At 58.9% G+C, this 26,514-nt stretch carries 19 protein-coding genes and 1 pseudogene; 10 read left to right on the forward strand and 10 right to left on the reverse strand.

Annotated elements, in window-relative coordinates; genetic code table 11:
• Nucleotides 1–41 precede the first annotated feature (41 nt).
• Both GM298_RS04260 and GM298_RS04265 read left to right on the forward strand, forming a co-directional pair.
• Nucleotides 42–1,367: a PTS sugar transporter subunit IIC gene (locus tag GM298_RS04260; protein WP_126801467.1), complete on the forward strand. Its 1,326-nt coding sequence runs from the start codon at nucleotides 42–44 to the stop codon at nucleotides 1,365–1,367.
• 11 nt (nucleotides 1,368–1,378) lie between these two features.
• Nucleotides 1,379–2,095, forward strand: coding sequence for a GntR family transcriptional regulator (locus GM298_RS04265; RefSeq protein WP_045285471.1), 717 nt, complete (start codon nucleotides 1,379–1,381; stop codon nucleotides 2,093–2,095).
• A gap of 41 nt (nucleotides 2,096–2,136) precedes the next feature.
• Here the strand turns inward: GM298_RS04265 and ldtB are convergent, their stop codons facing one another.
• Nucleotides 2,137–3,057, reverse strand: coding sequence for a L,D-transpeptidase (gene ldtB / locus GM298_RS04270; RefSeq protein WP_025757284.1), 921 nt, complete (start codon nucleotides 3,055–3,057; stop codon nucleotides 2,137–2,139).
• Nucleotides 3,058–3,278: 221 nt separating this feature from the next.
• Between ldtB and GM298_RS04275 the strand changes: the two genes are divergently transcribed.
• Nucleotides 3,279–4,874: an ABC-F family ATPase gene (locus GM298_RS04275; RefSeq protein ID WP_025757285.1), complete on the forward strand. Its 1,596-nt coding sequence runs from the start codon at nucleotides 3,279–3,281 to the stop codon at nucleotides 4,872–4,874.
• Between the two features lie 84 nt (nucleotides 4,875–4,958).
• Here the strand turns inward: GM298_RS04275 and GM298_RS04280 are convergent, their stop codons facing one another.
• Nucleotides 4,959–7,322, reverse strand: a complete 2,364-nt coding sequence (locus tag GM298_RS04280) for a glycoside hydrolase family 31 protein (RefSeq protein WP_266153662.1) — start codon at nucleotides 7,320–7,322, stop codon at nucleotides 4,959–4,961.
• 17 nt (nucleotides 7,323–7,339) lie between these two features.
• Nucleotides 7,340–8,641: an MFS transporter gene (locus GM298_RS04285; protein ID WP_025757287.1), complete on the reverse strand. Its 1,302-nt coding sequence runs from the start codon at nucleotides 8,639–8,641 to the stop codon at nucleotides 7,340–7,342.
• Nucleotides 8,642–8,929: 288 nt separating this feature from the next.
• On the opposite strand from GM298_RS04285, the gene GM298_RS04290 reads away from it, so the two are divergent.
• Nucleotides 8,930–10,003 (forward strand): LacI family DNA-binding transcriptional regulator, encoded by a 1,074-nt coding sequence (locus GM298_RS04290; RefSeq protein ID WP_225288090.1) that lies wholly within the window; start codon nucleotides 8,930–8,932, stop codon nucleotides 10,001–10,003.
• On the opposite strand, the gene GM298_RS04295 is transcribed toward GM298_RS04290, so the two are convergent.
• From GM298_RS04295 to GM298_RS04310, 4 genes are all read right to left on the reverse strand, one after another.
• Nucleotides 10,000–11,256, reverse strand: coding sequence for a DUF1479 domain-containing protein (locus tag GM298_RS04295; RefSeq protein WP_266153664.1), 1,257 nt, complete (start codon nucleotides 11,254–11,256; stop codon nucleotides 10,000–10,002). The genes GM298_RS04290 and GM298_RS04295 overlap by 4 nt on opposite strands.
• Before the next feature lie 148 nt (nucleotides 11,257–11,404).
• Complete coding sequence (locus GM298_RS04300; protein ID WP_025757290.1) at nucleotides 11,405–12,220, reverse strand: Cof-type HAD-IIB family hydrolase; 816 nt, start codon at nucleotides 12,218–12,220, stop codon at nucleotides 11,405–11,407.
• Between the two features lie 222 nt (nucleotides 12,221–12,442).
• Nucleotides 12,443–14,875 (reverse strand): formate C-acetyltransferase/glycerol dehydratase family glycyl radical enzyme, encoded by a 2,433-nt coding sequence (locus GM298_RS04305; protein ID WP_266153665.1) that lies wholly within the window; start codon nucleotides 14,873–14,875, stop codon nucleotides 12,443–12,445.
• Between the two features lie 4 nt (nucleotides 14,876–14,879).
• Nucleotides 14,880–15,779 carry a glycyl-radical enzyme activating protein gene (locus tag GM298_RS04310; protein WP_266153666.1) on the reverse strand — a complete coding sequence of 300 codons (900 nt, stop codon included), beginning with the start codon at nucleotides 15,777–15,779 and terminating at the stop codon, nucleotides 14,880–14,882.
• Nucleotides 15,780–15,907: 128 nt separating this feature from the next.
• On the opposite strand from GM298_RS04310, the gene fsa reads away from it, so the two are divergent.
• A complete protein-coding gene (gene fsa / locus GM298_RS04315; RefSeq protein ID WP_023303353.1) occupies nucleotides 15,908–16,570 on the forward strand; it encodes a fructose-6-phosphate aldolase in 663 nt (220 codons plus the stop codon).
• Between the two features lie 89 nt (nucleotides 16,571–16,659).
• On the opposite strand, the gene moeB is transcribed toward fsa, so the two are convergent.
• Together moeB and moeA are read right to left on the reverse strand one after the other, a co-directional pair.
• On the reverse strand, nucleotides 16,660–17,412 hold the full coding sequence (moeB, locus tag GM298_RS04320; protein ID WP_126800408.1) for a molybdopterin-synthase adenylyltransferase MoeB: 753 nt from the start codon (nucleotides 17,410–17,412) through the stop codon (nucleotides 16,660–16,662).
• 1 nt (nucleotide 17,413) lies between these two features.
• The gene (gene moeA / locus GM298_RS04325) at nucleotides 17,414–18,646 is read right to left on the reverse strand and encodes a molybdopterin molybdotransferase MoeA (protein ID WP_266153669.1); all 1,233 of its coding nucleotides are present in this window, start codon (nucleotides 18,644–18,646) and stop codon (nucleotides 17,414–17,416) included.
• Between the two features lie 187 nt (nucleotides 18,647–18,833).
• Between moeA and iaaA the strand changes: the two are divergent.
• From iaaA to gsiD, 5 genes and pseudogenes are all read left to right on the forward strand, one after another.
• Nucleotides 18,834–19,797 (forward strand): annotated as a pseudogene (gene iaaA, locus GM298_RS04330) (beta-aspartyl-peptidase).
• Nucleotides 19,784–21,655: a glutathione ABC transporter ATP-binding protein GsiA gene (gene gsiA, locus GM298_RS04335; protein ID WP_095449393.1), complete on the forward strand. Its 1,872-nt coding sequence runs from the start codon at nucleotides 19,784–19,786 to the stop codon at nucleotides 21,653–21,655. Before iaaA ends, gsiA begins: the two are co-directional and overlap by 14 nt.
• A gap of 23 nt (nucleotides 21,656–21,678) precedes the next feature.
• Complete coding sequence (gsiB, locus tag GM298_RS04340) at nucleotides 21,679–23,217, forward strand: glutathione ABC transporter substrate-binding protein GsiB (RefSeq protein WP_025756101.1); 1,539 nt, start codon at nucleotides 21,679–21,681, stop codon at nucleotides 23,215–23,217.
• Between the two features lie 5 nt (nucleotides 23,218–23,222).
• Nucleotides 23,223–24,143 (forward strand): glutathione ABC transporter permease GsiC, encoded by a 921-nt coding sequence (gene gsiC, locus GM298_RS04345; RefSeq protein WP_025756100.1) that lies wholly within the window; start codon nucleotides 23,223–23,225, stop codon nucleotides 24,141–24,143.
• Nucleotide 24,144: 1 nt separating this feature from the next.
• Nucleotides 24,145–25,056, forward strand: a complete 912-nt coding sequence (gsiD, locus tag GM298_RS04350) for a glutathione ABC transporter permease GsiD (protein WP_025756099.1) — start codon at nucleotides 24,145–24,147, stop codon at nucleotides 25,054–25,056.
• 67 nt (nucleotides 25,057–25,123) lie between these two features.
• Here gsiD and rimO read toward each other — a convergent pair whose 3' ends face one another.
• Nucleotides 25,124–26,449 carry a 30S ribosomal protein S12 methylthiotransferase RimO gene (rimO, locus tag GM298_RS04355; RefSeq protein WP_047958103.1) on the reverse strand — a complete coding sequence of 442 codons (1,326 nt, stop codon included), beginning with the start codon at nucleotides 26,447–26,449 and terminating at the stop codon, nucleotides 25,124–25,126.
• Nucleotides 26,450–26,514 lie beyond the last annotated feature (65 nt).

Raw genomic sequence — 26,514 nt, forward strand, 5'->3', positions numbered from 1 at the left:
GCCGGGCCGTTTTTGTGACTGATTGATGGGAACTATCCGCTATGTCTGAAACAAAAATCACACCGCATATGCAGTCCTTTGTCGATAAATTTGTTGAGTTCTCGGCGCGCCTGGCAAACCAGGTACACCTGCGCTCCCTGCGCGACGCCTTCGCCACGGTGATGCCGATTTTCATCCTCGCCGGACTGGCGGTGCTGGTGAACAACGTGGTGTTTCCGTGGATCCTGGAAGGCGACACGCTTACCCACTTTAAGGTGTGGGGCGAGGCGATCATCAACGGCACGCTGAACATCGCCGCGCTGCTGCTGGCGCCGATGATTGCCTGGTCGCTGGCGCGCAACAAAGATTTCGACAATCCGGTCTCGGCAGTGGTTATCGCCGTCAGCAGCTTTATCATCATGATGCCGATGCGCTTACAGATCACGCCCGTCGGCAGCGAGACCACGGTAAACGTCACCCAGGTGTTGACCTTCGCCAATATCGGCTCGACCGGGATTTTCGCCGGCGTGTTGATTGGTCTGCTGTCGACGGAGCTGTTTATCGCCATCTCGCGGCTGAAGGCGTTGCACATTTCGCTCGGGGAAAACGTGCCGCCGGCGGTGAGCAAATCCTTTACCGCGCTGATCCCGACCATCCTGACGCTCTCGCTGTTTGCTATCCTGGCAGCCCTGCTGGCAAACGTGCTGCACACGGATCTGATTCATCTGATCACCACCTTTATCCAGCAGCCGCTGCGGCTCATCAACACCAGCCTGCCGGGGACGATTTTCATCTACAGCTTTGGTAACTTTCTGTTTACGCTGGGGATCCATCAGTCGGTGGTGAACAGCGTGGTGCTGGAACCGTTCCTGCTGATCAACACCAATGAGAACATGCTGGCCTTCGCCAACGGCCAGCCCATTCCGCACATTATCAACAACATCTTCGTGCCGACGTTTGGCATGGTGGGCGGAACCGGCAGCACGATCTCGCTGCTGATCGCCATCTTTATTTTCTCGCGGCAACAGTCGGCGAAGCAGGTGGCACGTCTGTCGCTGGCGCCGGGTCTGTTCAATATCAACGAGCCGGTGATTTTTGGGCTGCCGATTGTCTTTAACCTGCCGCTGATGATCCCGTTTGTGCTGTTACCCGCCATCGGCATCTATTTTGCCTGGCTCTGTACGACCCTGGGGTTGATGTCGCGCTGCGTGGTGATGATCCCCTGGACGACACCGCCGATCCTGAGCGCCTGGCTGGCGACGGCGGGGGACTGGCGGGCGGTGGTGGTGCAGTTGGCAATCATCGTATTTGGTGTATTCTTCTACCTGCCTTTCCTCAAGATTGCCGAGAGAGTGGCGTTAAAAAACAGCGGGATAGAAACTAACTGAAAGGAAGGACGATGGCGGCGAAGTACATCACCATAGCGCGGGAAATCAAGAAACGCATCATCAGCCAGCAGTACGCCGCCAATGAACCGCTGCCGGACCAGTTTGCGCTGGCCGCGGAGTTCAATACCAGCCGGATGACCATTCAGCAGGCCATGCGTCAGCTGATTGTCGAAGGGCTGGTGTATACCCGCCAGGGGCAGGGGACGTTCATCCGCAAGAATTTTCTGCAGCTGTCGCAGTGGGATCTCTCCGGCAGCGACTACTTTGGCGCGACCAAAACCTGGGAGCATCTGGGTACGGTGACCAGCCAGGTGGTGCATTTTGAACTGCGTTTTCCGAACGAGAAAGAGCAGGCTTCGCTGATGATCAACGCCGATACGCCCGTTTATGATTTCATTCGCCTGCGTCTGCTCAACGGTGAGCCGATGTCGCTGGACGCCACGGTGATGCCGCTCAATCTGGTGCCCGGCCTGAATAAAAGCCATCTTGAAAGCTCGGTGTTTCGCTATATCCAGGAGACGCTGGGGCTGAAGATTATGGGGTCGTACCGGGTAGTGCGGGCATTAAAGCCGAATGCGCTGGACATGCAGCATCTGGTCTGCGAGGAGAGCGACCCGGTGCTGGAGGTGGAGCAGGTGATCTATCTGGAAGATGGCACGCCGCTGGAGTATGCCCACTGCCACTACCGATACGACCACGGCGGGATTGTGATCGTCAATAACGGGTAAAAAAAAGCGGGCATCGAAGCCCGCTTTTTTCTTTTTGGCGATTAGTTCAAACGCACCGGCATACCGGAGCGGTTCTGCACCGCCTGGTCAACAATCGTCGTCTCGACGTCAGGCTGAGAGGTCACCGCCTGCACCGCGCTGTTCAGCGTAATCGGTACGATTTCGTTATTGTTGATCTGATCTTCGCTGGTGGACAGCGGGTTGTGCACTTCGATGTAACGGCTACCGTCTGGCTCAGACGTGGCTTTCACCGGTTCGTTGATGAACTGCACACGCGTCCCGACAGGTACATTTTCGAACAGGAATTTAATGTCGTCGTTACGCAGACGTACGCAGCCGTGGCTGACGCGCAGGCCGATACCGAAGTTGGCATTAGTACCGTGAATAGCATACAGACGGCCAATGTACAGCGCGTACAGACCCATCGGGTTATCCGGGCCTGCCGGGACCACGGCTGGCAGCGGCTCGCCTGCTGCGATGTATTCCGCGTGCATTTTCGCCGTTGGGGTCCAGGTTGGGCCTGCTTTCTTACGCTCAACTTTGGTGGTCCAGTTCAGCGGGGTGTCTTTGCCCAACTGGCCGATACCGATTGGCAGCACGATCACGGTGTTGGTGCCTTTCGGGTAGTAATACAGACGCATTTCCGCGCTGTTGATGACGATACCTTCATGAACGGTATCCGGCAGGATCAACTGCTGAGGAATGTTAAGCACGGTCCCGGCTTTTGGCAGATACGGGTCAACGCCCGGGTTCGCTTCCAGCATGTTAGACAGGCCCAGCTGGTACTGCGCCGCAAAATACTCCAGCGGCTGAGTGTTACCCTCAGGCACCGTCACTACCTGGTTTTGACCCACCAGACGGCTACCGTCTGTCGGCAGCGGATAAGTCACCGCAGAAGCGGTTTTGCAAAAACCTACTACGGCTAACGCCGCCGCAAAAAGCGTTGTTAATTTCATGTTCATGTTGTGCGAGGTATCTAAGCCATTCAGGCGTGAGTTGATAAGTCTGAATCTGTGATGGGAGCGCATTATATGTGCATTCCCGCTAACAGGGAATTCAGATGTGTACGAAATCACATTTTTTTCGATTTTGTTAAAGTTTAGCGGAGCGTCGCAACACGGGATCTCAATTCGGAATTGTGGCATAATGCCGTGTTTATCACACTTTTCGCAGGAATCTCCCCGTGTTAGTTACCAGCAACGTCACTATGCAGTTTGGCAGTAAGCCGCTGTTCGAAAACATTTCCGTCAAATTTGGCGGCGGCAACCGTTACGGCCTGATTGGTGCCAACGGTAGCGGTAAATCCACCTTTATGAAGATCCTCGGCGGTGACCTGGAGCCGACGCTGGGCAACGTTTCGCTCGACCCTAACGAGCGTATCGGTAAGCTGCGTCAGGATCAGTTCGCCTTTGAAGAATTCACCGTGCTCGACACGGTGATCATGGGGCACGCGGAGCTGTGGGAAGTGAAGCAGGAGCGCGATCGTATCTATGCGCTGGCCGAGATGAGCGAAGAAGACGGTTATAAAGTGGCCGATCTGGAAACGCAGTACGGCGAAATGGACGGTTACTCCGCGGAAGCCCGTGCGGGCGAGCTGCTGCTGGGCGTGGGTATTCCGGTAGAACAACACTACGGCCCGATGAGCGAAGTTGCGCCAGGCTGGAAGCTGCGCGTGCTGCTGGCGCAGGCGCTGTTCTCAAACCCGGACATTCTGCTGCTCGACGAACCAACGAACAACCTGGACATCGACACCATTCGCTGGCTGGAGCAGACGCTGAACGATCGCGACAGCACGATGATCATTATCTCGCACGACCGTCACTTCCTGAACATGGTTTGTACGCACATGGCGGATCTGGACTACGGCGAGCTGCGCGTGTATCCGGGCAACTACGACGAATACATGACGGCGGCCACCCAGGCGCGTGAACGTCTGCTGGCGGACAACGCCAAGAAAAAAGCGCAGATTGCAGACCTGCAGTCCTTCGTTAGCCGCTTCAGTGCCAACGCTTCTAAATCGCGTCAGGCCACCTCGCGCGCGCGTCAGATTGACAAAATCAAGCTGGAAGAGGTTAAAGCCTCCAGCCGTCAGAACCCGTTCATCCGCTTCGAGCAGGACAAGAAACTGTTCCGTAACGCGCTGGAAGTGGAAGCCCTTACCAAAGGCTTCGATGAAGGTCCGCTGTTCAAAAACTTCAACCTGCTGCTGGAAGTGGGCGAGAAGATTGCCATTCTGGGGGCGAACGGCGTGGGTAAATCCACCATGCTGAAAACCCTTGTGGGCGAACTGCAGCCGGACAACGGCACCGTGAAATGGTCTGAAAACGCGCAAATCGGTTACTACGCGCAGGATCATGAGTATGAGTTCGAAAACGATCTGACCGTCTTTGACTGGATGAGTCAGTGGAAGCAGGAAGGCGACGACGAACAGGCGGTGCGCAGCATTCTCGGGCGTCTGCTGTTCAGCCAGGACGACATCAAGAAGCCGGCTAAAGTGCTCTCCGGTGGCGAGAAGGGCCGCATGCTGTTCGGTAAGCTGATGATGGAAAAACCCAACATTCTGGTGATGGACGAACCGACCAACCACCTGGATATGGAATCGATCGAATCGCTGAACATGGCGCTGGAGATGTATCAGGGCACCCTGATCTTCGTCTCTCACGACCGCGAGTTCGTCAGCTCGCTGGCGACCCGAGTGATCGAAATTACGCCAGAACGCGTGGTGGACTTCACCGGTAACTACGAAGATTATCTGCGCAGCAAAGGTATCGAAGGCTAAAAACCTTGCCCGGTGGCGCTACGCTTACCGGGCCTACGGGTTAGTTTGTAGGCCGGGTCAGGCGAAGCCGCCACCCGGCAATGTTCAGAGCACCCACTCGCTCCCTTCAACCCCATTCACGCGCAATTTGCGTTTTTCCCCCGCCGGTAACGACACCTTCAGGGCTTTCCACGCCGGACGGTAATCCCCGCGCGCGTTAACCTTCAGGTCGATGGTTGCCCCGTCGCACACCATTTCCCATTCCACCCACAGCGCATTGCCGTTCTGGTAGCCCCAGCTTTCACCGTCGTCTTCAAACAGCAGGCCAGCGCTGGCGCCGACACCTTTCACCGGGAACAGCTTCAGCTCGCGGGCGTCGTCCTTTTCAGCAGACACATGCGTAATACGTTCGCTGAGCGGCAGACCGGCACCGGCGCGCACCAGCAGCGGCAGTTTTTCCAGCGGCGCGTCGAGGACGATCCACTGCCCGCCCGCATACCACTCATGGGTATAAAAATCGTACCAGCCGGTTTCGTTATCCGGCAGCCAGAGACGGCGTGCACGCTGACCGGCTTCGACGACGCTTGCGACCAGCACATCGCGGCCCAGCAGGAAGTCATCACACTCTTCGAAAGTCTGCGCGTCTTGCTCGTGGTCGAGGAAGGTTGGGCGCAGCATCGGTTCATCGTCTGCGTGTGCCTGCCAGAGCAGGGTGTAGAGATACGGCAGCAGGCGATAGCGCAGTTCAATGGCCGCGCGAATGGCAGGGGTCACGCCCGGGTACATCCACGGCTCGTTCACCGTGTGGTCATCGTTCCACGAGTGAATGGTGAAGCGCGGGTGCATCACCCCGTTCTGCACCCAGCGGACAAACAGCTCGGCGTCCGGTTTGTCCCCAGAAAAACCGCCCACGTCGTGGCCGACGTTAAACAACCCGGACAGGCTCATCCCCAGCCCCATGCGGATGTTATAGCGCAGGGTCTCCCAGCTGGTGCGGTTATCCCCGCTCCATGTCTGAACGTAGCGCTGCATCCCGGCACAGCCGGAGCGGGAGATCAGATACGGACGCTTTTCCGGGGCAAAGCGCTGCTGCGCTTCCAGCGAGGCGCGCATCATCAGCAGCGGCATCACCGGGCGAATATGCTTGATGGCGATCTCCTTGCCAAAGCCGTGGCAGCGGGCTTCGCCATCCCACACTTCATATTCGTTGTTGTCGTTCCAGGTGGAATCAATGCCCATCTCCAGCAACTGCGTGGTGACGCCGTTCTGCCACCACTGCACCGTCTGCGGATTGGTAAAGTCGAGATGCGATCCTTCGTCATCCCAGAAGCTGGAGCGTTCGGGTGCATCGGTTTCTGAATCGCGAATGAACAGGCCGCTCTCCGCCACTTCGCTATAGCGCGGATGGTCCTGCAGCAGGCACGGCTTGATGTTTGCCGCAAGTTTCAGCCCTGCGTCGTGGAACGCCTGGGTCATCACCTTCGGCTGCGGCACTTTGTCATGGTTCCAGTTAAAGACGTAGCGCTTGCCGTTGATCGAGGTATAGCCCGAGGAGAGCTGGAACGAGTCGCACGGGATGGCGTGCTCTTCGCACAGGCGAATAAAGTTCATCAGCTGATTCTGCGCGTCCGGCGCGTCGGTGTAGTGCATGGTTGAGCCGCTGTAGCCCAGGCTCCATTTCGGCCCGAATAACGTTTTCCCGGTCAGGCGCACGAAGGCTTTGGTGACGTCCAGCACCCGTTTGCCGGTAAAGAGGTAGTAATCAATATCGCCCGCTTCCGCCTGCCAGCGGCGATAGGCGGTGTGGTAGTTGTCGATCTCGTTACCCAGGTCCAGCCAGCAGCTGCTCAGGTTGTCATAGAACAGGCCGTAGCTCACGTCGTCGCGGCGGGTGAGGGTGAACGGAATATGCTTATACAGCGGGTCGGTGCTGGCGGCGTTATAGCCCATCGCATCGAGGTTACGCATCTCATAGCGTTTACCGTTACGCTGCAGATCGCCCGCTTTCTCACCCAGGCCGTAAAAACGCTCGTCCTTGCGGCGGCTCAGGTAGTGCGCCACCCCGTCGCCGTGGGCATTCAGCAGGTAGGCACTGGTCGGACGGTCGTTGACCAGCGGCTGCCACGCGCCCTCCTCATTGCGGTAGCGCCACTCCAGCCACAGCGGCTGGTGGACGGTCACGCGCAGCCGTTCGGTCGCCACGGTTAACGTGTCGTCCTGCTGCGTCAGCGTCCAGGCCGGGCAGGTGAAGCCGCTGAGATCGTCGCGACGGCGGCCTTCCCACGGTACGTCTTTCTCCGGCGCGATGCTCCAGGTGCGATCGAGCGCCAGTTCGCCTTTACGCTTAATCAGCACGCGGAACAGGTTCTCTTCCAGCACATACAGGCACAGGCGGTGCTGATTATCCACCAGCAGTTCCAGATGGTTTGCCGACTGCTTATCAACGGTCCAGTTTTTCAGGGTTTTCATATGCAATACATCCACTATCAGGCGCGCTTGGCGCGACGTTCAGCAATAAATGCTACCAGGAAGAGAGCGCCAATCAGGTCAAAGAAGCCCATGGCAATAAAGAGCGGGTTAAAGCCGATTTTGTCGGCGGTCACTCCGATTAACAGCGAGAACAGGAAGCTGGCGATCCACGCCGCCGAGCCGCGCATGCCGTTGACGGTCGCCATCTGACCTTTATCAAACGACTCCACGACCAGGGCGCTCAGCATGCAGGAGATGATCTGGTGCCCGAAGCCGCCGATGGAGATCAGCACGATGGTGATATACGGGTCGCGGGTGATGGCCACGATGGCCAGAGAGATCATCAGGAACGCGCCGGTCACGGAGCTTGCCACGACCGAGTTCACGCGGGAGCAGCCGAACAGGCGGGTGTACAGACGCGTCAGGTAGCCGCTCGCCACGCTGCCAAGGTCAGCGGCGAGGAACGGCAGCCAGGCAAACATCGCAATCTGTTTCAGGTCCATGCCGTGCTCTTTGGCGAGATACAGCGGCACCCAGAAGCTCAGCACTGCCCAGGCCGGCTCTGCCATAAAGGCCGGGATGGCGATACCGTAAAAACGTTTGTTCTTCGAGACGGTTTTCAGCGCGGTCAGGAACGGCAGCTTCACCGCAGGCGGTTCGTTATCCTGCTTGATAAACGCCAGCTCGTCTTTGCTCAGGTTCGGGTGCTGCTCCGGGTTGTGGTAGAACGCCCACCACAGGATCACCCACAGCAGCGCCAGCACGCCGGTGAACATAAACGCCCCCTGCCAGCCGAACGAGGCATGCGCAAAGTAGATGATAGGCGGGGCCAGCATCGCGCCGATGGAGAAGCCTACACCCGCCCAACCGGCGGCGACAGGACGCTCTGATTTCGGGAACCATTCGCCAATCGTTTTGGCGTTTGCCGGCGTGGCGGCCGCTTCAGAGGCCCCCATAAAGAAGCGCAGAATAGCGAGATGCAGCCAGCTTCCGGCCCCCGCGTGGAAAATACACATCAGCGCCCAAATACCTGCGCAGACCATAAAACCAATCTTCAGGCCGATGACGTCAATCAGCCAGCCGCACAGGGGCTGGAAAATGGTGTAGGCGATCTGGAAAGCCCCGACGATCCAGGAGTACTGCTCGGTGGTGATCCCGAGGCTCTCTTTCAGCTCCGGCGCGAGAATACCTAACGAATTTCGGGTGATGTAGTTAACGGTGACGCCCAGTAAGAACAGCACCAGTACGTACCAGCGCAGGTTTTTAATGACGCGACGGGTTTTGCTTGCCGCAACGGTGTTATTGATGTCCTGACTCATTTTACTCTCCACAAGACGGACGCTAAGGGGACGGAGGTTCAGGTGTCACACAGTTTTTTATGCCTTTGATTTCTATCCGTTTAGAATGCTTAAGTTGCTATACAACTAGTATGGAAGTTGTGTGACAGGTTCACCTTAAGGGAGAAAATGAGTGGGCAGTAGTGGATTTTGTGCAAAAATTCTCATAACTGAGCTTAATCATTTGGCATGATGGCGTGCGTATCAGTAATGATCTGACGGACACGCTATGAAAATTTTGTCATTTCGCAAATGGAGCCAGATCACAAAATGGACAAAAGGCTAAAAATCACCGAAATTGCCGCCCGTACCCAGCTCTCGATCAGCACCGTTTCGCGGGTGCTGGCGGGGAAGGCCAATACCAGCGAAAAAGCGCGGGCGAAGGTGCTGGAATGCGCCCGCGAGCTGGGGGTGCTGGACGGGATGGCGGCGGGGCGTTTGCTGCTGAACAGCCTGGTGGTGTTCGCCCCGCAGCGGGCGTTTGACGAGCGGTCTGACATCTTTTACTACCGCGTGATCCAGAGCGTGAGCAAAGGCCTGGCTTCCCACGATGTACGCCTGCGCTACTGTGCACTGGAGGAGAACGACAGCGACGCCCAGCTTTTTCTGGCACGCATGAACGAACCGGACACCCAGGCCGCCATTCTTCTCGGGATTGACGATCCGCATATCCACGATCTGGCGGTGGATGTCGGTAAACCCTGCATGCTGATTAACTGTCGCGATCGCCATATGCGCCTGCCGGCCGTGGCGCCGGATCATCGGGCGATTGGCGAGCGGGCGGCGGAGTATCTTTTTGAGATGGGGCACCGCGAAGTGATGAACGTGCTCTGCCTGCGTCGCTACACCATGGAACTGCGCCTCTCTGGCATCCGCGATGCGTGGCAATCCCACAACCTGACGTTCAACGACAAACGCGATCTGCTGGTGGTACCGAGTTTCAGCGCGCGCGAAACGGAACAGATGGTCAGCGACTGGCTGAGCCAGATGCAGGGCAACGATTTGCCGACGGCGTTTCTGGTCGGTGGCGACTTTATGGCCGCGGGCACCATCAGTGCGCTGCAAAAACAAGGGTTGCGCGTGCCGCAGGACATCTCGGTGATGAGCATTGACGGCTTTAATCTGGCAGCGATTCAGGATGTGCCGTTAACGGCGGTGCATGTTCCGCGCGACGAACTGGGAACGGAAGCGGTGCATATGCTCCAGCAGCGGCTAATGCGCCCGGACGCGCCGGTGGGAACCTTGCTGCTTAACGGCACTCTGACCGTACGGGAATCAGTCCGGCGGATACGTCAGGGGAAACGACGCACCGCCGTGGAGCGGGAAGGGTTGTACGACAGTTAAACCATGCCCAGCGCGCGCTTGCCGTGGATATTCAGGTCGGCCACGGTAAAACGGTCCTGCCAGGTCTTTTCATAATCTTCACGCGGGAAGTCACCCGGTGACGCGCCGGTTTCCAGCGCTTCCCGGACCTTTTTCGCATAGGCGAGGTTCTTTTCGCACATCGGCGCGGCAGGGATGTACATCACGTTGCCCCAGCCCTGCTGGTTCTCAACCGGTGCAACCGAGTGGATCACATCGCAATGCCACCACACGGAATCACCCGCCTCCAGTGCCGGAATGCTGCTTAACGCCTCGATAAGCAGCGGGTGCCACTTCTCAGAGACCGGCAACACGCGCCCCGGTGCGACGCCGCAGAGCTCGTCCTCCGGTACGTCGTCCAGCAGCGGGCGCAGCAGAATGTACGCCATGGCTTCCGGGATGGGCACCACGTGCAGCAGCCCCTGGCCTGGGATCATGTCCGACAGCGCCGTCCAGCCCTGGAAGGTGCGGAACACGGAGCATTTGGTGGTGTTATCCACGGTGTACTCCTCCACTTCGGTGCGGTGCGCGGCGTTCCACGGGTCGTATTTATCGACATTGCCGTCAAACACGCGGGCAAAGACCTGCTGATAGGCCGGCAGCAGCCAGCGCTCCAGCGCGCCGGAGTCGGTATGCGCCCCCAGCCCTTTCGAGGTGGTTCCCGGCGGACGGCGGCGAATACGATCCGGATAAATCACGCTCACATCCGGGTCAAACCACTGCTTGCCGTTGCTCTCGAATGTCCATAAACGGTTCAGGAACGACTGCACCTGCGCCATCTCTTCACTCTGGCGCGCCTGCATTTGCGCCTGCGACCAGTAGATTGGGTATATCTCCGGGCGGGAGGCCGTTAGGGTGCCGAAGAAGTTATCGCCCGGTCCTTTATACACCTCGTCAAACTGGTTGAGATCGAGGTAGTCGAGCATCGACTGATCCCAGGCCAGGGCCTGCTCGCGCGGGAAGTGACCTTTAATCACCGCGCAGCCCCGGCGTTTGATGGCGTCGCGCTGCGTGGGCGTGATGGTGCCATTTTTCACATCCGCAAACGGGATCACCGGCCAGACCGAATCACCTTTGTTTTTCAGGGCGTTGATTTCCGCCACGCGGGTGGCGATTTTATCACTGAGCTTCTCGAACACCGCCTGCACGTCGCCAATCTGTGCGCGTAACTCACGTTTCAACTGACGGATTGCCGCTTTGTGATCCGCCGGTAAGGTTTCACTGGTAAAGGTCATAACTGCCTCGCGTCTTTCATTCGAAAGTAAAAATATCTACAAGTGATACTTTAAGTTAAAAATAAGTTAATGCAAGTTTAAAAACTTGACGCGTGCCACAGGATGGTAAAGAAGGAGAGAGCCGGAGCGAGGCTCCGGCGGGGAAGGATTAGGCGTCGAACGGGGAGTGGGCGTCGAGCACGGCCTGAATCACGTTCAGCGCGCCCTGGTGGTTATTGTCGTCGGTACTGTAGCGGCAGATGTCTTTGATGGTGTCGGCCGCGTTGCCCATTGCAAACGAGTATTTCACCAGCTTCAGCATTTCCGCGTCGTTGCCGCTGTCGCCGATTCCCACACATTCTTGCGGGGAGATAGCCCAGCGCTTCAGCAGTCGGCTGATGCCGTTGGCTTTGTGCAGGCCAGGGATAATCAAATCCACAAAACCAAAGCCGCTGGTGACCGGTTTCATGATGCCGTCCAGCGACACGTGCAGTTTGTCGATAAGATTCGGGATATCGCTGTCCGGCAGGTTCAGGGAGAACTTAAACAGCACGTCGTCAATGTCATGGTAATCGCTGACGCGCTTTAAGCGGTGATAGTGCTTTGACATCAGCGCCACGAACGCCTCCGGCGCTTTATCGCTGACGTACGCACTTTCAAGACCGCAGGCCACAAAGTTCAGGCCTTTGTCTTTCAGCAACTCGCCAGTGACGATCTGCGACTCATGGCGCGTCAGCTCGCCGTGGAAAATCTGCTCGCCGTGATCGAAGACCAGCGCGCCGTTTTCCGCCACGAAGGAGATCTGCTCTTTCAGCTCCGGGAAGAAGGAGATGAGCTGGTAATACTGGTTGCCGCTGGCGACAACGAATTCAATATTGCGGGCTTTAAGCTGCTCAAACTGTGCCTGAAAGCGGTCCCGATCGTACTGCTTGGCATCATCAAGGAAAGTTCCGTCCATATCGGTGACGATAACTTTAACGGTCATACATTGCGCTCCTGGGTCACTGCGTTTTGAAACATTCTAATAACAAGGTGACGGGGAGCACAAATTTAATTTCATTCGAAAGTAAAAGCAAAACGGCAACCGAGGTTGCCGTTTTTAGTGTTTTCTCCCTCTCCCCGTGGGAGAGGGCCGGGGTGAGGGCATCAGCGCGCGTATTTCCCCCTCACCCTAACCCTCTCCCTCAAGGGAGAGGGGATAGCTCGGTTACAGCGTATGCTCCGTACGCGCAATAATATCGTCCTGCGCATCCGGCGACAGGGCGGTGAAGAACGCCGAGTAGCCCGCCACGCGCACCACCAGATCACGATACTGGTCAGGGTGTTTTTTCGCTTCCAGCAGCGTTTCGCGGGAAACAATGTTGTACTGAATATGCCAGCCCTTATGCACCTCGAAGAAGGTGCGCAGCAGCACCATCAGCTTCTGGCGGTCGCTGTCGTTTTCCAGCGTTGACGGGTTCAGCTTCTGGTTTAGCAGCACGCCGCCGAGAATCGCTTCGGTCGGCAGTTTGCCCACGGAGCCAATGACCGCCGTTGGACCAAGGTGATCGGTACCGGATGCCGGGCTGGCGCCTTCCGCCAGCGGGGTATGGGCTTTTCGTCCGTCCGGTGTGGCCATCGTCGCCGCGCCAAACGGCACGTTAGCGGAAATAGAAGAGGTGCCTGCGTAGTAGTTTCCGCCAATCGGGCCGCGGCCGTAACGCGGGTTGTGGTACTGCTTCAGCTCTTCAATGTAGGTCTGGTAGGCACGCGTCAGCAGCATATCCACGCTGTCGTCGTCGTTACCGTATTTCGGCGCACCGTTGATCAGACGCTGGCGCAGCTGCTCATGGGTCAGCCCGTCGAAGTCATCCGCCAGCGCGGCCGCCAGCTGCTGCTGACCGATGACGCTCTGCTCGAACACCAGCTTCTTCACCGCCGCCAGGCTGTTGCCGAGGTTGGCGATACCCACCTGCAGGCCGGAGACCCAGTCATACTTCGCGCCACCCTGCTTGATGCTCTTCGCCCGTTCGATACAGTCGTCCACCAGCGCGGAGCAGAGAATATCGTGGACATTCTCTTCCAGCATGGTGTCCACCACATATTCAATCTCGATGGATTTGCGGGTGTAGTAGCGGATCTGGGTATCCCACGCCGCCATCACCTCGTCGAAGTTATTGAAGTTACCGGCAGAGAGCGCTTTCTCCTGCGGCAGGAACACTTTCCCGCTGGTGGCGTCCCGGCCGCCTTCCAGCGCCGCCAGCATCACGCGGGCGAAGTTGATAAAGCTCATGCCGGTGCAGCGATAGCCCCATTTGCCGCCGACGGCGGTTTCGATGCAGCCAATCGCCGCGTAGTCGTAAGCATCATCGCGCTCAACGCCGAGCTTGATGAATTCCGGGATCACGATTTCATCGTTATTGAATGCCGGCATCCCGAAGCCGCAGCGGATCACCTGCACGCAGGCGTCGAGGAAGTCGTTGCTCATGCCCGCGTGGTAGCGCACGCTCAGGTTCGGCTGGGTGGAGCGCAGACGACCGCAGGACTCCAGAATCGCGTAAGAGAGCGGGTTGACCGCGTCCATCGGCTCACCGTTGACCAGCGTCTGGCCGCCGATGGTGACGTTCTGGTACAGCGGGCTACCGGCAGAGGCTTTCGAGTGCGAGCCGGAACGGATTTTGTTCACTTCCAGCAGCTTCAGCCAGCAGCTGTGCAGCAGCTCAATGGCGTGCTCGCGGTCGAGGCCCTGGTTCAGCTCCACGTCGCGGCGGTAGAACGGATAGAGATACTGGTCCATCCGGGCAAACGACACGGAGTGGCCGTTGGACTCAATCTGCAGGATCAGCTGAATGAAGTAGCACAGCTGCAGCGCCTGCCAGAAGGTTTTTGGCGGTTCGTGAGCAATCACGTCGCAGTTTTCCGCCATCGCCAGCAGTTCGTCGCGGCGGCTTTCGCGGGTTTCGCTGGCGGCCATGTCACGCGCCAGGTCGGCAAAGCGTTTGATGTGCTGGCTCACCGCCTCCAGCACGATATCAATCGCTTTCAGGAACTGGTCGCCGTGCAGGTCTTCCAGCACCGTCAGGTTAATGCGCGAGCGGCGCTCGGCCACTTTGGCGCGCAGGCCGTCGAGACCTTTCTCCAGCAGCAGCGGGAAGTTAACCGCAAGGTGCGCATCGCCGGAGGTCATGTTGCCTTCGGCTTTGATGATGCCGGTTTCCAGCAGGCCTTTCTGCTCGTCGGTGAACATGCCGTAGCAGCGATCCTGGACCGTCTGGCCGCGCCACCACGGGCAGATCGCATGCAGAACGCGCTTGTTCTCTTCGCTCACCGCAAAGCCCGCGCCCGGGCGATAAGCCAGATCGTCAATCTCTTTCTCAATCCAGGAGACGGTGTATTCCGGGAAAATCGGTGCGGCGCGCACTTCGCTTGCCTGGTTACCGATGATGAGTTCGTCGTGTTTGATCCAGATGGTGCGCTTGGCCAGGTGATGCGCCAGCGCCAGGGCGCGACGCACCGGGATCGGTTTGTCCATGTGCTGCTGATACATTTCGGTGTAGTGCTGCGCGCGTTCGGTACAGACCGGCGGCTTGACGATATGTACGAGGGCCGTTTTGTGCGCCTTAATGCGCTCGCTGAGGGTGTTGAGATTCAGGGTGGTCATAAGTTTATCCTCGTAAGGTCGCGGTTAACCCTTTCTGGCAGGCGTACTGCTGCGCGAAGTCCAGCAGGGCAGGGTTATCCAGCGGTTTGTCAGGGGCAGAGTAGGGTTGGCCGAGCAGGGTGTATTTGTTCATGCCCAGCGTGTGGTACGGCAGAAAATGAATATCGTTGACGCCGAGCTCGTCGGCGGCGAAATTGGTGATGGCGGTAACAGACGCTTCATCGGCGTTAAAGCCCGGGATCAGCGGCACGCGAATGGTCATCTTTTTCCCGGCTGCCGCCAGGCGTTTCAGGTTATCCAGGATCCGTTTCGCTGAGCCGTCCGTCCATTGTTTGAATACCTCGCCATCGACGTGCTTCAGGTCGGCGAGGAACAGATCGACGTACGGTAAAGAGGGCTCGATATAGTGCCACGGCACGTGCAGGCAGGTTTCAACCGCGGTGTGGATACCCTGGTCGTGGCTGGCTTTGAACAGCGCAAGTGCCAGTTCGGGGTTCATAAACGGCTCGCCGCCGGAAAGCGTAATTCCGCCGCCGCTGCGGTCGTAGAAGGGTTTGTCGCGCAGGACGGTCGCCATGATCTCATCGACCTGCTGTTCTTCACCGCAGACGGTCAGCGCCTGCGTCGGGCAGCAGTCGGTGAGGGCGTTGAGCGTCTCGTCGTTAAGCTTCTCGCGATGAATGACCAGCCCGTTCAGCGCACGTTCGATGCAGCCCGGCGCCGCCTGCTGGCACAGGTCGCAGCCGTCCAGACACAGGCGTGCATCAAACAGCACGTCCCGGCTGCGGGAGCGGCTTTCCGGGTTCTGACACCAGCGACAGCCCAGCGAGCAGCCTTTCAGGAACACCACGGTACGAATACCGGGGCCATCGTGGGTAGAGTAACGCTGAATATTGAAGATCATGTTTTTGCCTCTCATCTTGCATATGAAGATTAAATTACTTTCGAATGAAAGTTATCTTGATGCAGGTCAACTCCTGAGCAGGTTTTGTCGTGATAGGGTAAGTGCAGGCTAATTTTGAGGGTGACATCATGGAACTTTATCTCGACACATCTGACGTTGCGGCGGTGAAAAAGCTGGCGCGTATCTTCCCGCTGGCAGGCGTGACCACCAACCCAAGCATCGTTGCGGCCGGGAAAACGCCGCTGGAGGAGCTGTTGCCGGCCCTGCACGACGCCCTGGGCGGCAAAGGCCGTCTTTTTGCCCAGGTGATGGCGACCACCGCGGAAGGAATGGTGGAGGACGCGCGTAAGCTGCGCGCCATCATTAACGACCTGGTGGTGAAAGTGCCGGTAACCGCAGAAGGGCTGGCAGCCATCAAAATGCTGAAAGCAGAAGGGATCCCGACGCTGGGCACGGCGGTATACGGCGCTGCACAAGGGATGTTGTCCGCGCTGGCGGGGGCTGAGTATGTCGCACCTTACGTTAACCGCGTGGACGCGCAGGGCGGGGACGGGATCCAGACGGTGGTGGAATTACAGCAGCTGCTGACCCTGCATGCCCCGCAGTCAAAGGTGCTGGCCGCGAGCTTTAAAACCCCGCGTCAGGCGCTGGATTGCCTGCTGGCAGGCTGCGAGTCCATCACGCTGCCGCTGGACGTGGCGCAGCAGTTTATTACCTCTCCGGCCGTGGACGCGGCGATTGTGAAGTTTGAGCAGGACTGGCAGGGGGCGTTTGGACGGACGTCGATCTGACGTGTGCGGCCTGATGCCCTCACCCCAACCCTCTCCCACGGGGAGAGGGAGCAAACACTAAAACGGCAACCTGAAGGTTGCCGTTTGCTTTAACCACCGCACACCTCACATCCCGGATTACGCATCAGCTTCATCTCGCGGAACTGGCAGGTCATTGCGTCGTACATCACGATTTTCCCCGCCGCCGGCGTACCGTAATGCGCCAGCACTTTGATCGCTTCCATCGCCTGCAATGACCCAATCACACCGACCAGCGGCGCCATCACGCCGGCTTCGACGCAGGTGAGCGCGTTCTCGCCAAACAGGCGGCTCAGGCAGCGGTAGCAGGGTTCCCCGTCCGCGTATGTGAAGACGCTGATTTGCCCCTCCATGCGGATCGCCGCGCCTGAGATCAGCGGGGTTTTGTGGGCAAAACAGCCCGCGTTTAGCTGATTACGGACGGCGACGTTATCGGTGCAGTCGAGCACCAGATCGTGCCGGGCAATTTGCGCGGAGAGCGCGTCATCATCCAGCATCGCGTCAAGCAGAGTGAACTGAACGTTGGGGTTAATGCGGGCCAGCGCCGCGCGGGCAGAATCTACTTTCGGCTGGCCAACCGTTGCGTCGCTGTGCAGCGTCTGGCGCTGCAGGTTAGACACCGACACGGTATCAAAGTCCAGCAGCGTCATCCTGCCCACACCCGCCGCGGCGAGGTACTGGGCGGCGGCACAGCCCAGACCGCCAAGTCCGACGACCAGCACGCTGGCCGCCTTGAGCGCTTCCTGACCCTCGAAATCAAAGCCGCGCAGCACAATCTGGCGGTTGTAGCGCATCATCTCCTGGTCGCTCAGCTCCACCGTCATGTCAGCCCCCGAACAACTGGTTAAAGCGCTCCACCTCAACCCATTCGCCCGCTTCCACGTTGCCGCGCTCGCGCTCGAGCACTATAAAGCAGTTGCCCTGGCTGAAGGAGCTGAAAATGTGCGAGCCCTGGTGCCCGGTGGTGCTCACTTCGAGCTCACCGTCCGCGTTGCGCGTCAGGATCCCACGCTGGAAATCGAGACGGCCCGGTGATTTTTTCAGGCGCGTCGCGGCACGCACGCGCAGGCGTTCCGGCAGCGGGTGGGCCCGGTTACCGGAGAGCTTCGCCAGCAGCGGGATCACCAGCTGGTAGAAGGTGAGTGCCGCCGAGACCGGGTTACCCGGCAGGCCGCAGAACCAGCTGTGCCGCAGTTTACCAAAGGCGAACGGTTTGCCCGGTTTGATCGCCAGTTTCCAGAAGGCGATTTCACCCAGCTCTTCAAGGATGGTTTTGGTGTAATCCGCCTCGCCCACGGAGACGCCGCCGGAGCTGATGACCACGTCGGCGGTGTTGTCCGCCTCAATAAACGCAGCGCGCAGTTTTTCCGGATCGTCAGGAATAATGCCGAGGTTAATCACCTCGCAGCCCAGCTGCTCCAGCATCAGGTGTACTGCCAGACGGTTGGTGTCGTAAATCTGTCCGTCCTGCAGCGGCTGGCCCGGAAGCTGCAGTTCGTCGCCCGTCGAGAATACGGCGACGCGCACTTTACGGATAACCTCGATTTCCGCGATGCCGAGGGAGGCCAGCACCGGCAGTTCACCCGCCGTCAGCTTCTGTCCGGCGGCAAAAACCGTCGCGCCAAGGGCAATATCCTCGCCGGTGCGGCGAATGTTCTGGCCCGCTTTGACGCTGGCGGTAAACCGGATGCCGTCATCCGTTTGCCCGGTCTCTTCCTGCATCACCACGGCGTCGCAGCCTGCCGGCACCGGCGCACCGGTCATGATGCGCACGCAGGTGCCCGCAGGCCATTCACCGTTAAATGGCTGTCCGGCAAACGCTTTACCCGCCACCGGCAGCGCCTGACCGGCCCGGAGATCCGCCAGGCGTACCGCATAACCGTCCATCGCGGAATTATCGAACCCTGGCACGTTAAGCGGGGAGACAATATCGCGCGCGGCAATACGACCAAAACAGCGCACCAGAGGCAGCGTTTCAACGTCATGCAGCGGGGAAACTCGGTCAAGCATCTGCGTGAGTGCCGTCTCAAGCGACATCAGTCCGGCGGTAAAATCCATGGTGGGCTCCTGCACAGTAACAACGAAAGCGGCCATTATGGCAGAAAAGTGCCACTAACAGTATGACCCGGAGGTGTACGCTTTACATCACAGTTGCGTCTTTCTATATTCAAAAATCATCTGAAGTTTCATTGACGATAATGATATTTATAGAAAAAGCCGCAAATCAGGCTAACGGGTGATGTGAATGGTTAATGCGGTAATCGCAATTCATGGCGGCGCCGGGGCTATCACCCGTGCACAGTTCAGTCCCGAGGATGAAAAGCGCTACATTGACGCGCTGTACGCCATTGTGGAAACGGGCCAGAAAATGCTGGAAGCGGGCGAAAGCGCGCTGGACGTGGTCACCGAGGCGGTACGCCTGCTGGAGGAGTGTCCGTTATTTAATGCCGGGATCGGCTCGGTCTTTACCCGGGACGAAACCCACGAGCTGGATGCCTGCGTGATGGACGGCATCACCCTGAAAGCGGGGGCCGTGGCGGGCGTCAGTCGCCTGCGTAATCCGGTGCTGGCGGCGCGTCTGGTGATGGAAGAGAGTCCGCATGTGCTGCTGACCGGTGCCGGGGCGGAGGCGTTCGCCTTCGGACACGGGATGGAACCGGTATCGCCCGATCTCTTTTCTACCGAGGCGCGCTACCAGCAGCTGCTTGAAGCGCGTACGGCGGGCATGACGCAGCTTGACCATGCTGCGCCGCTGGATGAAACCACCAAAATGGGCACGGTCGGCGCGGTGGCGCTCGATAAGGCCGGAAACCTCGCGGCGGCGACGTCAACGGGAGGGATGACCAACAAGCTGCCTGGACGCGTCGGCGACAGCCCGCTGCCCGGTGCCGGCTGCTATGCCAATAACGCCACGGCGGCGGTGTCCTGTACCGGCACCGGGGAAGTCTTTATTCGTGCCCTCGCGGCCTATGACATCACCGCGCTGATGGATTACGGCGGGCTAAGCCTGAGTGAGGCCTGCGAGCGCGTGGTGATGGAGAAGTTGCCCGCGCTGGGCGGGGTCGGCGGGCTGATTGCCGTGGATCGTGAGGGCAACGTGGCGCTGCCGTTCAACAGCGAAGGGATGTACCGCGCCTGGGGTTATGCCGGTGATGAACCGAGTACGGGGATCTATCGTGAATAAGGGGGCAACGCGTGCCGCACAGTGACGAGCTGGACAACCGCGAAGTGCTGGCTGTCCATCAGTTGAATATTGCGTTTCAGGAAGAGCGGCAGTTCATCCCCGCAGTACAGAATTTATCCTTCTCGCTCAAACGCGGCGAGACGCTGGCGATTGTTGGCGAGTCCGGCTCCGGTAAATCGGTCACCGCGCTGGCGCTGATGCGTCTGCTGGAGCAGACGGGCGGGCAAATCAGCAGCGAGAAAATGCTCCTGCGCCGCCGTAACCGTCAGGTCATTGACATAAACGATCTGAGCAGCGCGCAGATGCAGGGCGTGCGCGGGGCGGATATTGCCATGATTTTCCAGGAGCCGATGACCTCGCTCAATCCGGTGTTCCCGGTGGGGGAACAAATTGCCGAGTCCATCCGCCTGCATCAGGGGCTCGGCGGCGATGAGGCGCTCAGTGAAGCCAGACGGATGCTTGAGCTGGTGCGCATTCCGGAAGCGCAGGCCATTCTTGGCCGCTACCCGCATCAGCTCTCTGGCGGCATGCGCCAGCGGGTGATGATTGCCATGGCGCTCTCCTGCCGTCCTGCGGTGCTGATCGCCGATGAGCCAACGACGGCGCTGGACGTGACGATTCAGGCGCAGATCCTGCAGCTCATCAAAGTGCTGCAGCAGGAGATGGAGATGGGGGTGATATTCATCACCCACGATATGGGCGTGGTCGCCGATATCGCCGATCGCGTGCTGGTGATGCACAAGGGCTGCGGAGTAGAAACCGGCACGGTTGAGCAGATTTTTCACGCGCCCGTTCATCCTTATACCAAAGCGTTGCTGGCGGCGGTCCCGCGTCTTGGCGCCATGAACGGCCGCGATTTGCCGCGCCGCTTCCCGCTGATTTCGCTCGATGCGACAGGGCCGGAAGAGGAAGAACGCGAGCAGGATACCGTGGTGCCGGGTAAGCCCATTCTGGAGGTGCGTAATCTGGTCACCCGTTTCCCGCTGCGCAGCGGCGTGTTGAATCGCGTGAAGCGCGAAGTGCACGCGGTGGAAAACGTCAGTTTTGATCTCTGGCCGGGCGAAACGCTGGCGCTGGTGGGAGAGTCCGGCTGCGGTAAATCCACCACCGGGCGCGCGTTGCTCCGTCTGGTGGAATCGCAGGAAGGGAGCATTACCTTTAACGGCGAGCGCATTGATACCCTGCCGGACAGCAGGCTGCAGGCGGTGCGGCGGGATATTCAGTTTATTTTCCAGGATCCGTATGCCTCACTCGACCCGCGCCACACGGTGGGGTACTCGATCATGGAGCCGCTGCGGGTACATAACCTGCTGGACGGCGACGCGGCACAGCGTCGCGTGGCCTGGCTGCTGGAGCGCGTTGGCCTGAAGCCGGAACACGCCTGGCGTTACCCGCATGAGTTTTCCGGCGGGCAGCGCCAGCGGATCTGCATTGCCCGCGCGCTGGCGCTGAACCCGAAAGTGGTGATTGCCGATGAGTCCGTTTCGGCGCTGGATGTCTCTATTCGGGCGCAGATCATTAACCTGCTGCTCGATTTACAGCGGGATATGGGCATCGCTTTTCTGTTTATTTCGCACGATATGGCGGTGGTTGAGCGCATCAGCCATCGCGTGGCGGTGATGTTTATGGGGCAGATCGTCGAGATCGGCCCGCGACGAGCGGTGTTTGAAAACCCGCAGCATCCGTATACCCGCAAGCTTATTGCGGCGGTCCCGGTCGCCGATCCGGCGCATCGTCACGGCCAGCGCGTGCTGCTGCAGGATGAAATGCCGAGCAATATTCGTAAACGCGGCGAGGTCGTGGAACGTGTCACGCTGCGCGAAGTGGGTCCGGGTCATTTCGTCGCTCCCCCGCGTCAGGCAAATGCTTTCTCGCGGTTATAACTTACAACAGGCAGGAGAACACAATGGTTACATTTGTAGCGCGTAAATGGTTGTTAGCCGCGAGCGTGACGGCAGCCCTGGCCGCTGCCCCCGCGTTCGCTGCCAAAGATGTGGTGGTTGCCGTCGGCTCTAATTTCACCACGCTGGATCCGTATGACGCCAACGACACGCTGTCGCAGGCGGTGGCGAAATCGTTTTATCAGGGACTCTTTGGCCTGGATAAAGAGATGAAGCTGAAAAATGTGCTGGCGGAGGGCTACACGGTCTCCGATGACGGGCTGGTGTATACCATCAGGCTCAGAACCGGGGTCAAGTTCCAGGACGGTACCGATTTCAACGCAGAGGCGGTGAAGGTTAACCTCGACCGCGCCAGCAATCCGGAAAATAGCCTCAAGCGCTATAACCTCTATAAAAACATCGCCAAAACCGAGGTGGTTGACCCGGCGACGGTAAAAATCACCCTGAAGGAGCCGTTCTCCGCGTTTATCAACATCCTGGCACATCCGGCAACGGCGATGATCTCGCCCGCCGCGCTGAAAAAATACGGGAAAGAGATCGGTTTCCATCCGGTGGGTACCGGCCCGTATGAACTGGTGACCTGGAACCAGACCGACTTTGTGAAGGTGAAAAAATTTAGCGGCTACTGGCAGCAGGGGCTGCCGAAGCTGGACACCATTACCTGGCGTCCGGTAGTGGACAACAACACCCGCGCGGCGATGCTGCAAACCGGTGAAGCGCAGTTTGCCTTCCCGATCCCCTATGAGCAGGCCGCGATCCTGCAGAAAAACAGCAAGCTGGAGCTGGTCGCCAGCCCGTCGATCATGCAGCGCTACATCAGCATGAACGTGACGCAGAAGCCGTTTGATAACCCGAAGGTGCGTGAGGCCATCAACTACGCCATTAACCGCCAGGCGCTGGTGAAGGTCGCTTTTGCCGGTTATGCCACCCCGGCCACCGGCGTGCTGCCGCCGGCGATTGCCTATGCCCAGAGCTATCAGCCGTGGCCGTACGATCCGGCTAAAGCGCGCGAGCTGCTGAAAGAGGCGGGCTTCCCGAACGGGTTTAGCACCACGCTGTGGTCGTCGCACAATCACAGTACCGCGCAGAAAGTGCTGCAATTCACCCAGCAGCAGCTGGCGCAGGTGGGGATTAAGGCGCAGGTCACTGCCATGGATGCCGGGCAGCGTGCGGCTGAAGTCGAGGGGAAAGGGCAGAAAGAGAGCGGCGTGCGGATGTTCTACACCGGCTGGTCGGCCTCGACCGGTGAAGCTGACTGGGCGCTGTCGCCGCTGTTTGCCTCGCAGAACTGGCCGCCAACCCTGTTCAATACCGCGTTCTACAGTAACCCGCAGGTCGATAAAGACCTTGCCGATGCGCTGAAAACCACCAAACCGGAAGAGAAAGCGCGCCTCTACAAAGACGCGCAGGATATCATCTGGAAAGAGTCACCGTGGGTGCCGCTGGTGGTGGAGAAGCTGGTGTCAGCCCATAACAAAGCGTTGACCGGGTTCTACATCATGCCGGACACCGGCTTTAGCTTTGACGATGCGGATTTAAAATAAACCTCATGCTGAATTATGTTTGTAAACGCCTGCTGGGGCTTATTCCGACGCTGCTGATCGTGGCGGTACTGGTGTTTTTGTTTGTTCATCTGCTGCCGGGCGATCCGGCGCGCCTGATTGCCGGGCCCGAAGCGGACGCGACGGTGATAGAGCTGGTGCGTAAGCAGCTGGGCCTCGACCAGCCGCTGTATATGCAGTTCCTGCACTATATTGGCAACGTTTTGCAGGGCGACTTTGGCATCTCGATGGTGTCGCGTCGTCCGGTGTCGGAGGAGATAGCCAGCCGCTTTATGCCGACGTTCTGGTTGACGATAGCCAGTATGAGCTGGGCGGTGGTGTTTGGCCTCTGCGCCGGGATTGTCGCAGCCGTCTGGCGAAACCGCTGGCCGGACAAGCTCGGGATGGCGCTGGCGGTTACCGGTATCTCCTTCCCGGCGTTCGCGCTGGGGATGCTGCTGATGCAGATCTTCTCCGTTGAGTTAGGCTGGCTGCCGACCGTCGGGGCCGATACCTGGCAGCATTACATTCTGCCCTCCATGACGCTGGGGGCTGCCGTGTCGGCGGTGATGGCCCGCTTTACCCGCGCCTCGTTCGTTGACGTGCTGAGCGAAGATTATATTCGTACCGCCCGGGCGAAAGGGGTCAGCGAGAAGTGGGTCATTCTCAAGCACGGGTTCCGCAATGCGATGATCCCGGTGGTGACGATGATGGGGCTACAGTTTGGCTTCCTGCTGGGTGGCTCTATCGTGGTGGAAAAGGTCTTTAACTGGCCGGGGCTGGGACGCCTGCTGGTCGATTCCGTTGAGATGCGCGACTATCCGGTGATTCAGGCGGAAGTCCTGCTGTTCTCGCTGGAGTTTATCCTTATCAACTTAGTGGTGGATGTGCTCTACGCTGCCATTAACCCGGCCATCAGGTATAAGTAAGATGCGATTGTTGAACTGGCGACGCCAGGCCGTTTTAGACGCTATGCCGGGGCTTAAACCGGAACATATCCGCACGCCGTGGTCTGAATTCTGGCGGCGTTTTCGTCGTCAGCCGGTCGCGATGGCGGCGGGCCTGTTTGTGCTGCTGCTGATTGCGGTGGCGATCGTTGCGCCGTGGGTGGCGCCGTTTGATGCGGAAAACTATTTTGACTACGACCGTCTGAACGACGGCCCCTCCCTGATGCACTGGTTTGGCGTGGACTCCCTCGGGCGCGATATCTTTAGCCGCGTGCTGGTCGGAGCGCAGATCTCCCTTGCCGCCGGGGTTTTCGCGGTGCTGATTGGCGCGGCCATCGGTACCGTGCTGGGGCTCGTCGCCGGGTATTATGAAGGCTGGTGGGACCGCATTATCATGCGCATCTGCGACGTGCTGTTTGCCTTCCCCGGCATCCTGCTGGCGATTGCCGTGGTGGCGATCATGGGCAGCGGGATGGCCAACGTGATTATTGCGGTGGCGGTGTTTTCGATTCCGGCGTTTGCGCGCCTGGTGCGTGGCAACACGCTGGTATTGAAACAGCAGACGTTTATCGAATCCGCCCGCAGTATGGGGGCCAGCGATGCTACCATCCTCTTCAGCCATATTCTGCCGGGGACGGTGTCGTCCATCGTGGTCTATTTCACCATGCGTATCGGCGTGTCGATTATCTCGGCGGCCAGCCTGTCGTTTCTGGGATTAGGCGCGCAGCCGCCGACCCCGGAGTGGGGGGCGATGCTGAACGAGGCGAGGGCGGATATGGTGATTGCGCCGCACGTGGCGATCTTCCCGAGTCTGGCGATATTCCTGACCGTGCTGGCGTTTAACCTGCTGGGTGACGGGCTGCGCGACGCGCTGGATCCGAGGATTAAGGGGTAGGCTTTTGCTTGCCCCTCACCCCGGCCCTCTCCCCAGTGGGGAGAGGGTTAGGGTGAGGGGAAGGAGATTAAACCCGGCTACCCCACAGGTCATACTCGTCCGCGTTTTCGACCTTCACGCGAATAATATCGCCCGGCTTAACGTTGGTTTCGCCATTGAGGTACACCGCGCCGTCGATTTCAGGGGCGTCCGCCATGCTGCGGCCAATCGCACCTTCTTCGTCCACTTCGTCGATGATGACCAGAATTTCGCGACCCACTTTCTCCTGCAGGCGTTCAGCAGAGATCTGCTGTTGCAGCTGCATGAAGCGGTTCCAGCGCTCTTCTTTCACCTCTTCCGGCACCTGGTCCGCCAGCTCGTTGGCGGTTGCGCCTTCTACCGGGCTGTATTTGAAGCAGCCGACGCGGTCCAGACGGGCTTCCTTCAGGAAGTCGAGCAGCATCTGGAAATCTTCTTCTGTTTCACCCGGGAAGCCGACAATGAAGGTGGAGCGCAGGGTCAGATCCGGGCAGATCTCACGCCACTGCTTGATGCGCGCCAGCTGACGGTCAACGGAGCCAGGACGTTTCATCAGCTTCAGAATACGCGGGCTGGCGTGCTGCAGCGGGATGTCCAGATACGGCAGAATTTTACCTTCCGCCATCAGCGGGATCACATCGTCAACGTGTGGGTACGGGTAAACGTAGTGCAGACGCGTCCAGATACCGAGTTTAGACAGCTGCTCGCACAGGCCCACCATGCTGGTTTTCACCGGCTCGCCGTTGTGGAAACCGGAGCGGTGTTTGACGTCCACGCCGTAAGCCGAGGTATCCTGGGAGATGACCAGCAGCTCCTTCACGCCCGCGTCGGCCAGACGTTTCGCTTCCGCCAGCACTTCGCCAATCGGACGGCTCACCAGATCGCCACGCATTGACGGGATGATGCAGAAGGTGCAGCGATGGTTGCAGCCTTCGGAAATTTTCAGGTACGCGTAGTGGCGCGGCGTCAGCTTCACGCCCTGCTCCGGCACGAGGCTCAGGAACGGGTTGTGCTTGGGTTTTGGCACGTAGTGATGAACATGTTGCAGCACCTGCTCGTAGCTGTGCGGGCCGGTGATCTCCAGCACCTTTGGGTGCACTTCGCGGATCTGGTCTTCTTTCGCGCCCAGACAGCCCGTCACGATCACTTTGCCGTTTTCGGTCAGGGCTTCACCGATGGCTTCCAGTGACTCCTGAACCGCGCTGTCGATAAACCCGCAGGTGTTAACGATCACCATATCGGCGTTGTCGTAGCTTGGCACCACGTCATAGCCCTCGGTGCGCAGTTCGGTCAGGATGCGTTCTGAATCCACCAGGTTTTTCGGGCAGCCCAGGGAGACGAAGCCGATTTTCGGCTGGTGCGTAACATTGCTCATAGGTTAAAAATTCATCAATTATGGAGTTATCAGGGCGGGATTTTACAGCGTATCGCGGGGGATTT

Origin of the sequence: Enterobacter sp. HSTU-ASh6 (assembly GCF_026319105.1) — a bacterium.
GTDB classification, from domain to species: domain Bacteria; phylum Pseudomonadota; class Gammaproteobacteria; order Enterobacterales; family Enterobacteriaceae; genus Enterobacter; species Enterobacter sichuanensis.

Excerpts from the sequence above, each read along its gene's own strand:
- rimO (WP_047958103.1), bottom strand. The coding sequence starts at position 26,449 with ATGAGCAATGTTACGCACCAGCCGAAAATCGGCTTCGTCTCCCTGGGC.
- gsiC (WP_025756100.1), top strand. The coding sequence starts at position 23,223 with ATGCTGAATTATGTTTGTAAACGCCTGCTGGGGCTTATTCCGACGCTG.
- gsiD (WP_025756099.1), top strand. The coding sequence starts at position 24,145 with ATGCGATTGTTGAACTGGCGACGCCAGGCCGTTTTAGACGCTATGCCG.
- gsiB (WP_025756101.1), top strand. The coding sequence starts at position 21,679 with ATGGTTACATTTGTAGCGCGTAAATGGTTGTTAGCCGCGAGCGTGACG.
- GM298_RS04285 (WP_025757287.1), bottom strand. The coding sequence starts at position 8,641 with ATGAGTCAGGACATCAATAACACCGTTGCGGCAAGCAAAACCCGTCGC.
- GM298_RS04300 (WP_025757290.1), bottom strand. The coding sequence starts at position 12,220 with ATGACCGTTAAAGTTATCGTCACCGATATGGACGGAACTTTCCTTGAT.
- GM298_RS04310 (WP_266153666.1), bottom strand. The coding sequence starts at position 15,779 with ATGATCTTCAATATTCAGCGTTACTCTACCCACGATGGCCCCGGTATT.
- moeB (WP_126800408.1), bottom strand. The coding sequence starts at position 17,412 with ATGACGGTGGAGCTGAGCGACCAGGAGATGATGCGCTACAACCGCCAG.
- moeA (WP_266153669.1), bottom strand. The coding sequence starts at position 18,646 with ATGGATTTTACCGCCGGACTGATGTCGCTTGAGACGGCACTCACGCAG.
- ldtB (WP_025757284.1), bottom strand. The coding sequence starts at position 3,057 with ATGAACATGAAATTAACAACGCTTTTTGCGGCGGCGTTAGCCGTAGTA.
- GM298_RS04265 (WP_045285471.1), top strand. The coding sequence starts at position 1,379 with ATGGCGGCGAAGTACATCACCATAGCGCGGGAAATCAAGAAACGCATC.
- GM298_RS04260 (WP_126801467.1), top strand. The coding sequence starts at position 42 with ATGTCTGAAACAAAAATCACACCGCATATGCAGTCCTTTGTCGATAAA.
- GM298_RS04280 (WP_266153662.1), bottom strand. The coding sequence starts at position 7,322 with ATGAAAACCCTGAAAAACTGGACCGTTGATAAGCAGTCGGCAAACCAT.
- GM298_RS04290 (WP_225288090.1), top strand. The coding sequence starts at position 8,930 with ATGGACAAAAGGCTAAAAATCACCGAAATTGCCGCCCGTACCCAGCTC.
- GM298_RS04305 (WP_266153665.1), bottom strand. The coding sequence starts at position 14,875 with ATGACCACCCTGAATCTCAACACCCTCAGCGAGCGCATTAAGGCGCAC.
- fsa (WP_023303353.1), top strand. The coding sequence starts at position 15,908 with ATGGAACTTTATCTCGACACATCTGACGTTGCGGCGGTGAAAAAGCTG.
- GM298_RS04295 (WP_266153664.1), bottom strand. The coding sequence starts at position 11,256 with ATGACCTTTACCAGTGAAACCTTACCGGCGGATCACAAAGCGGCAATC.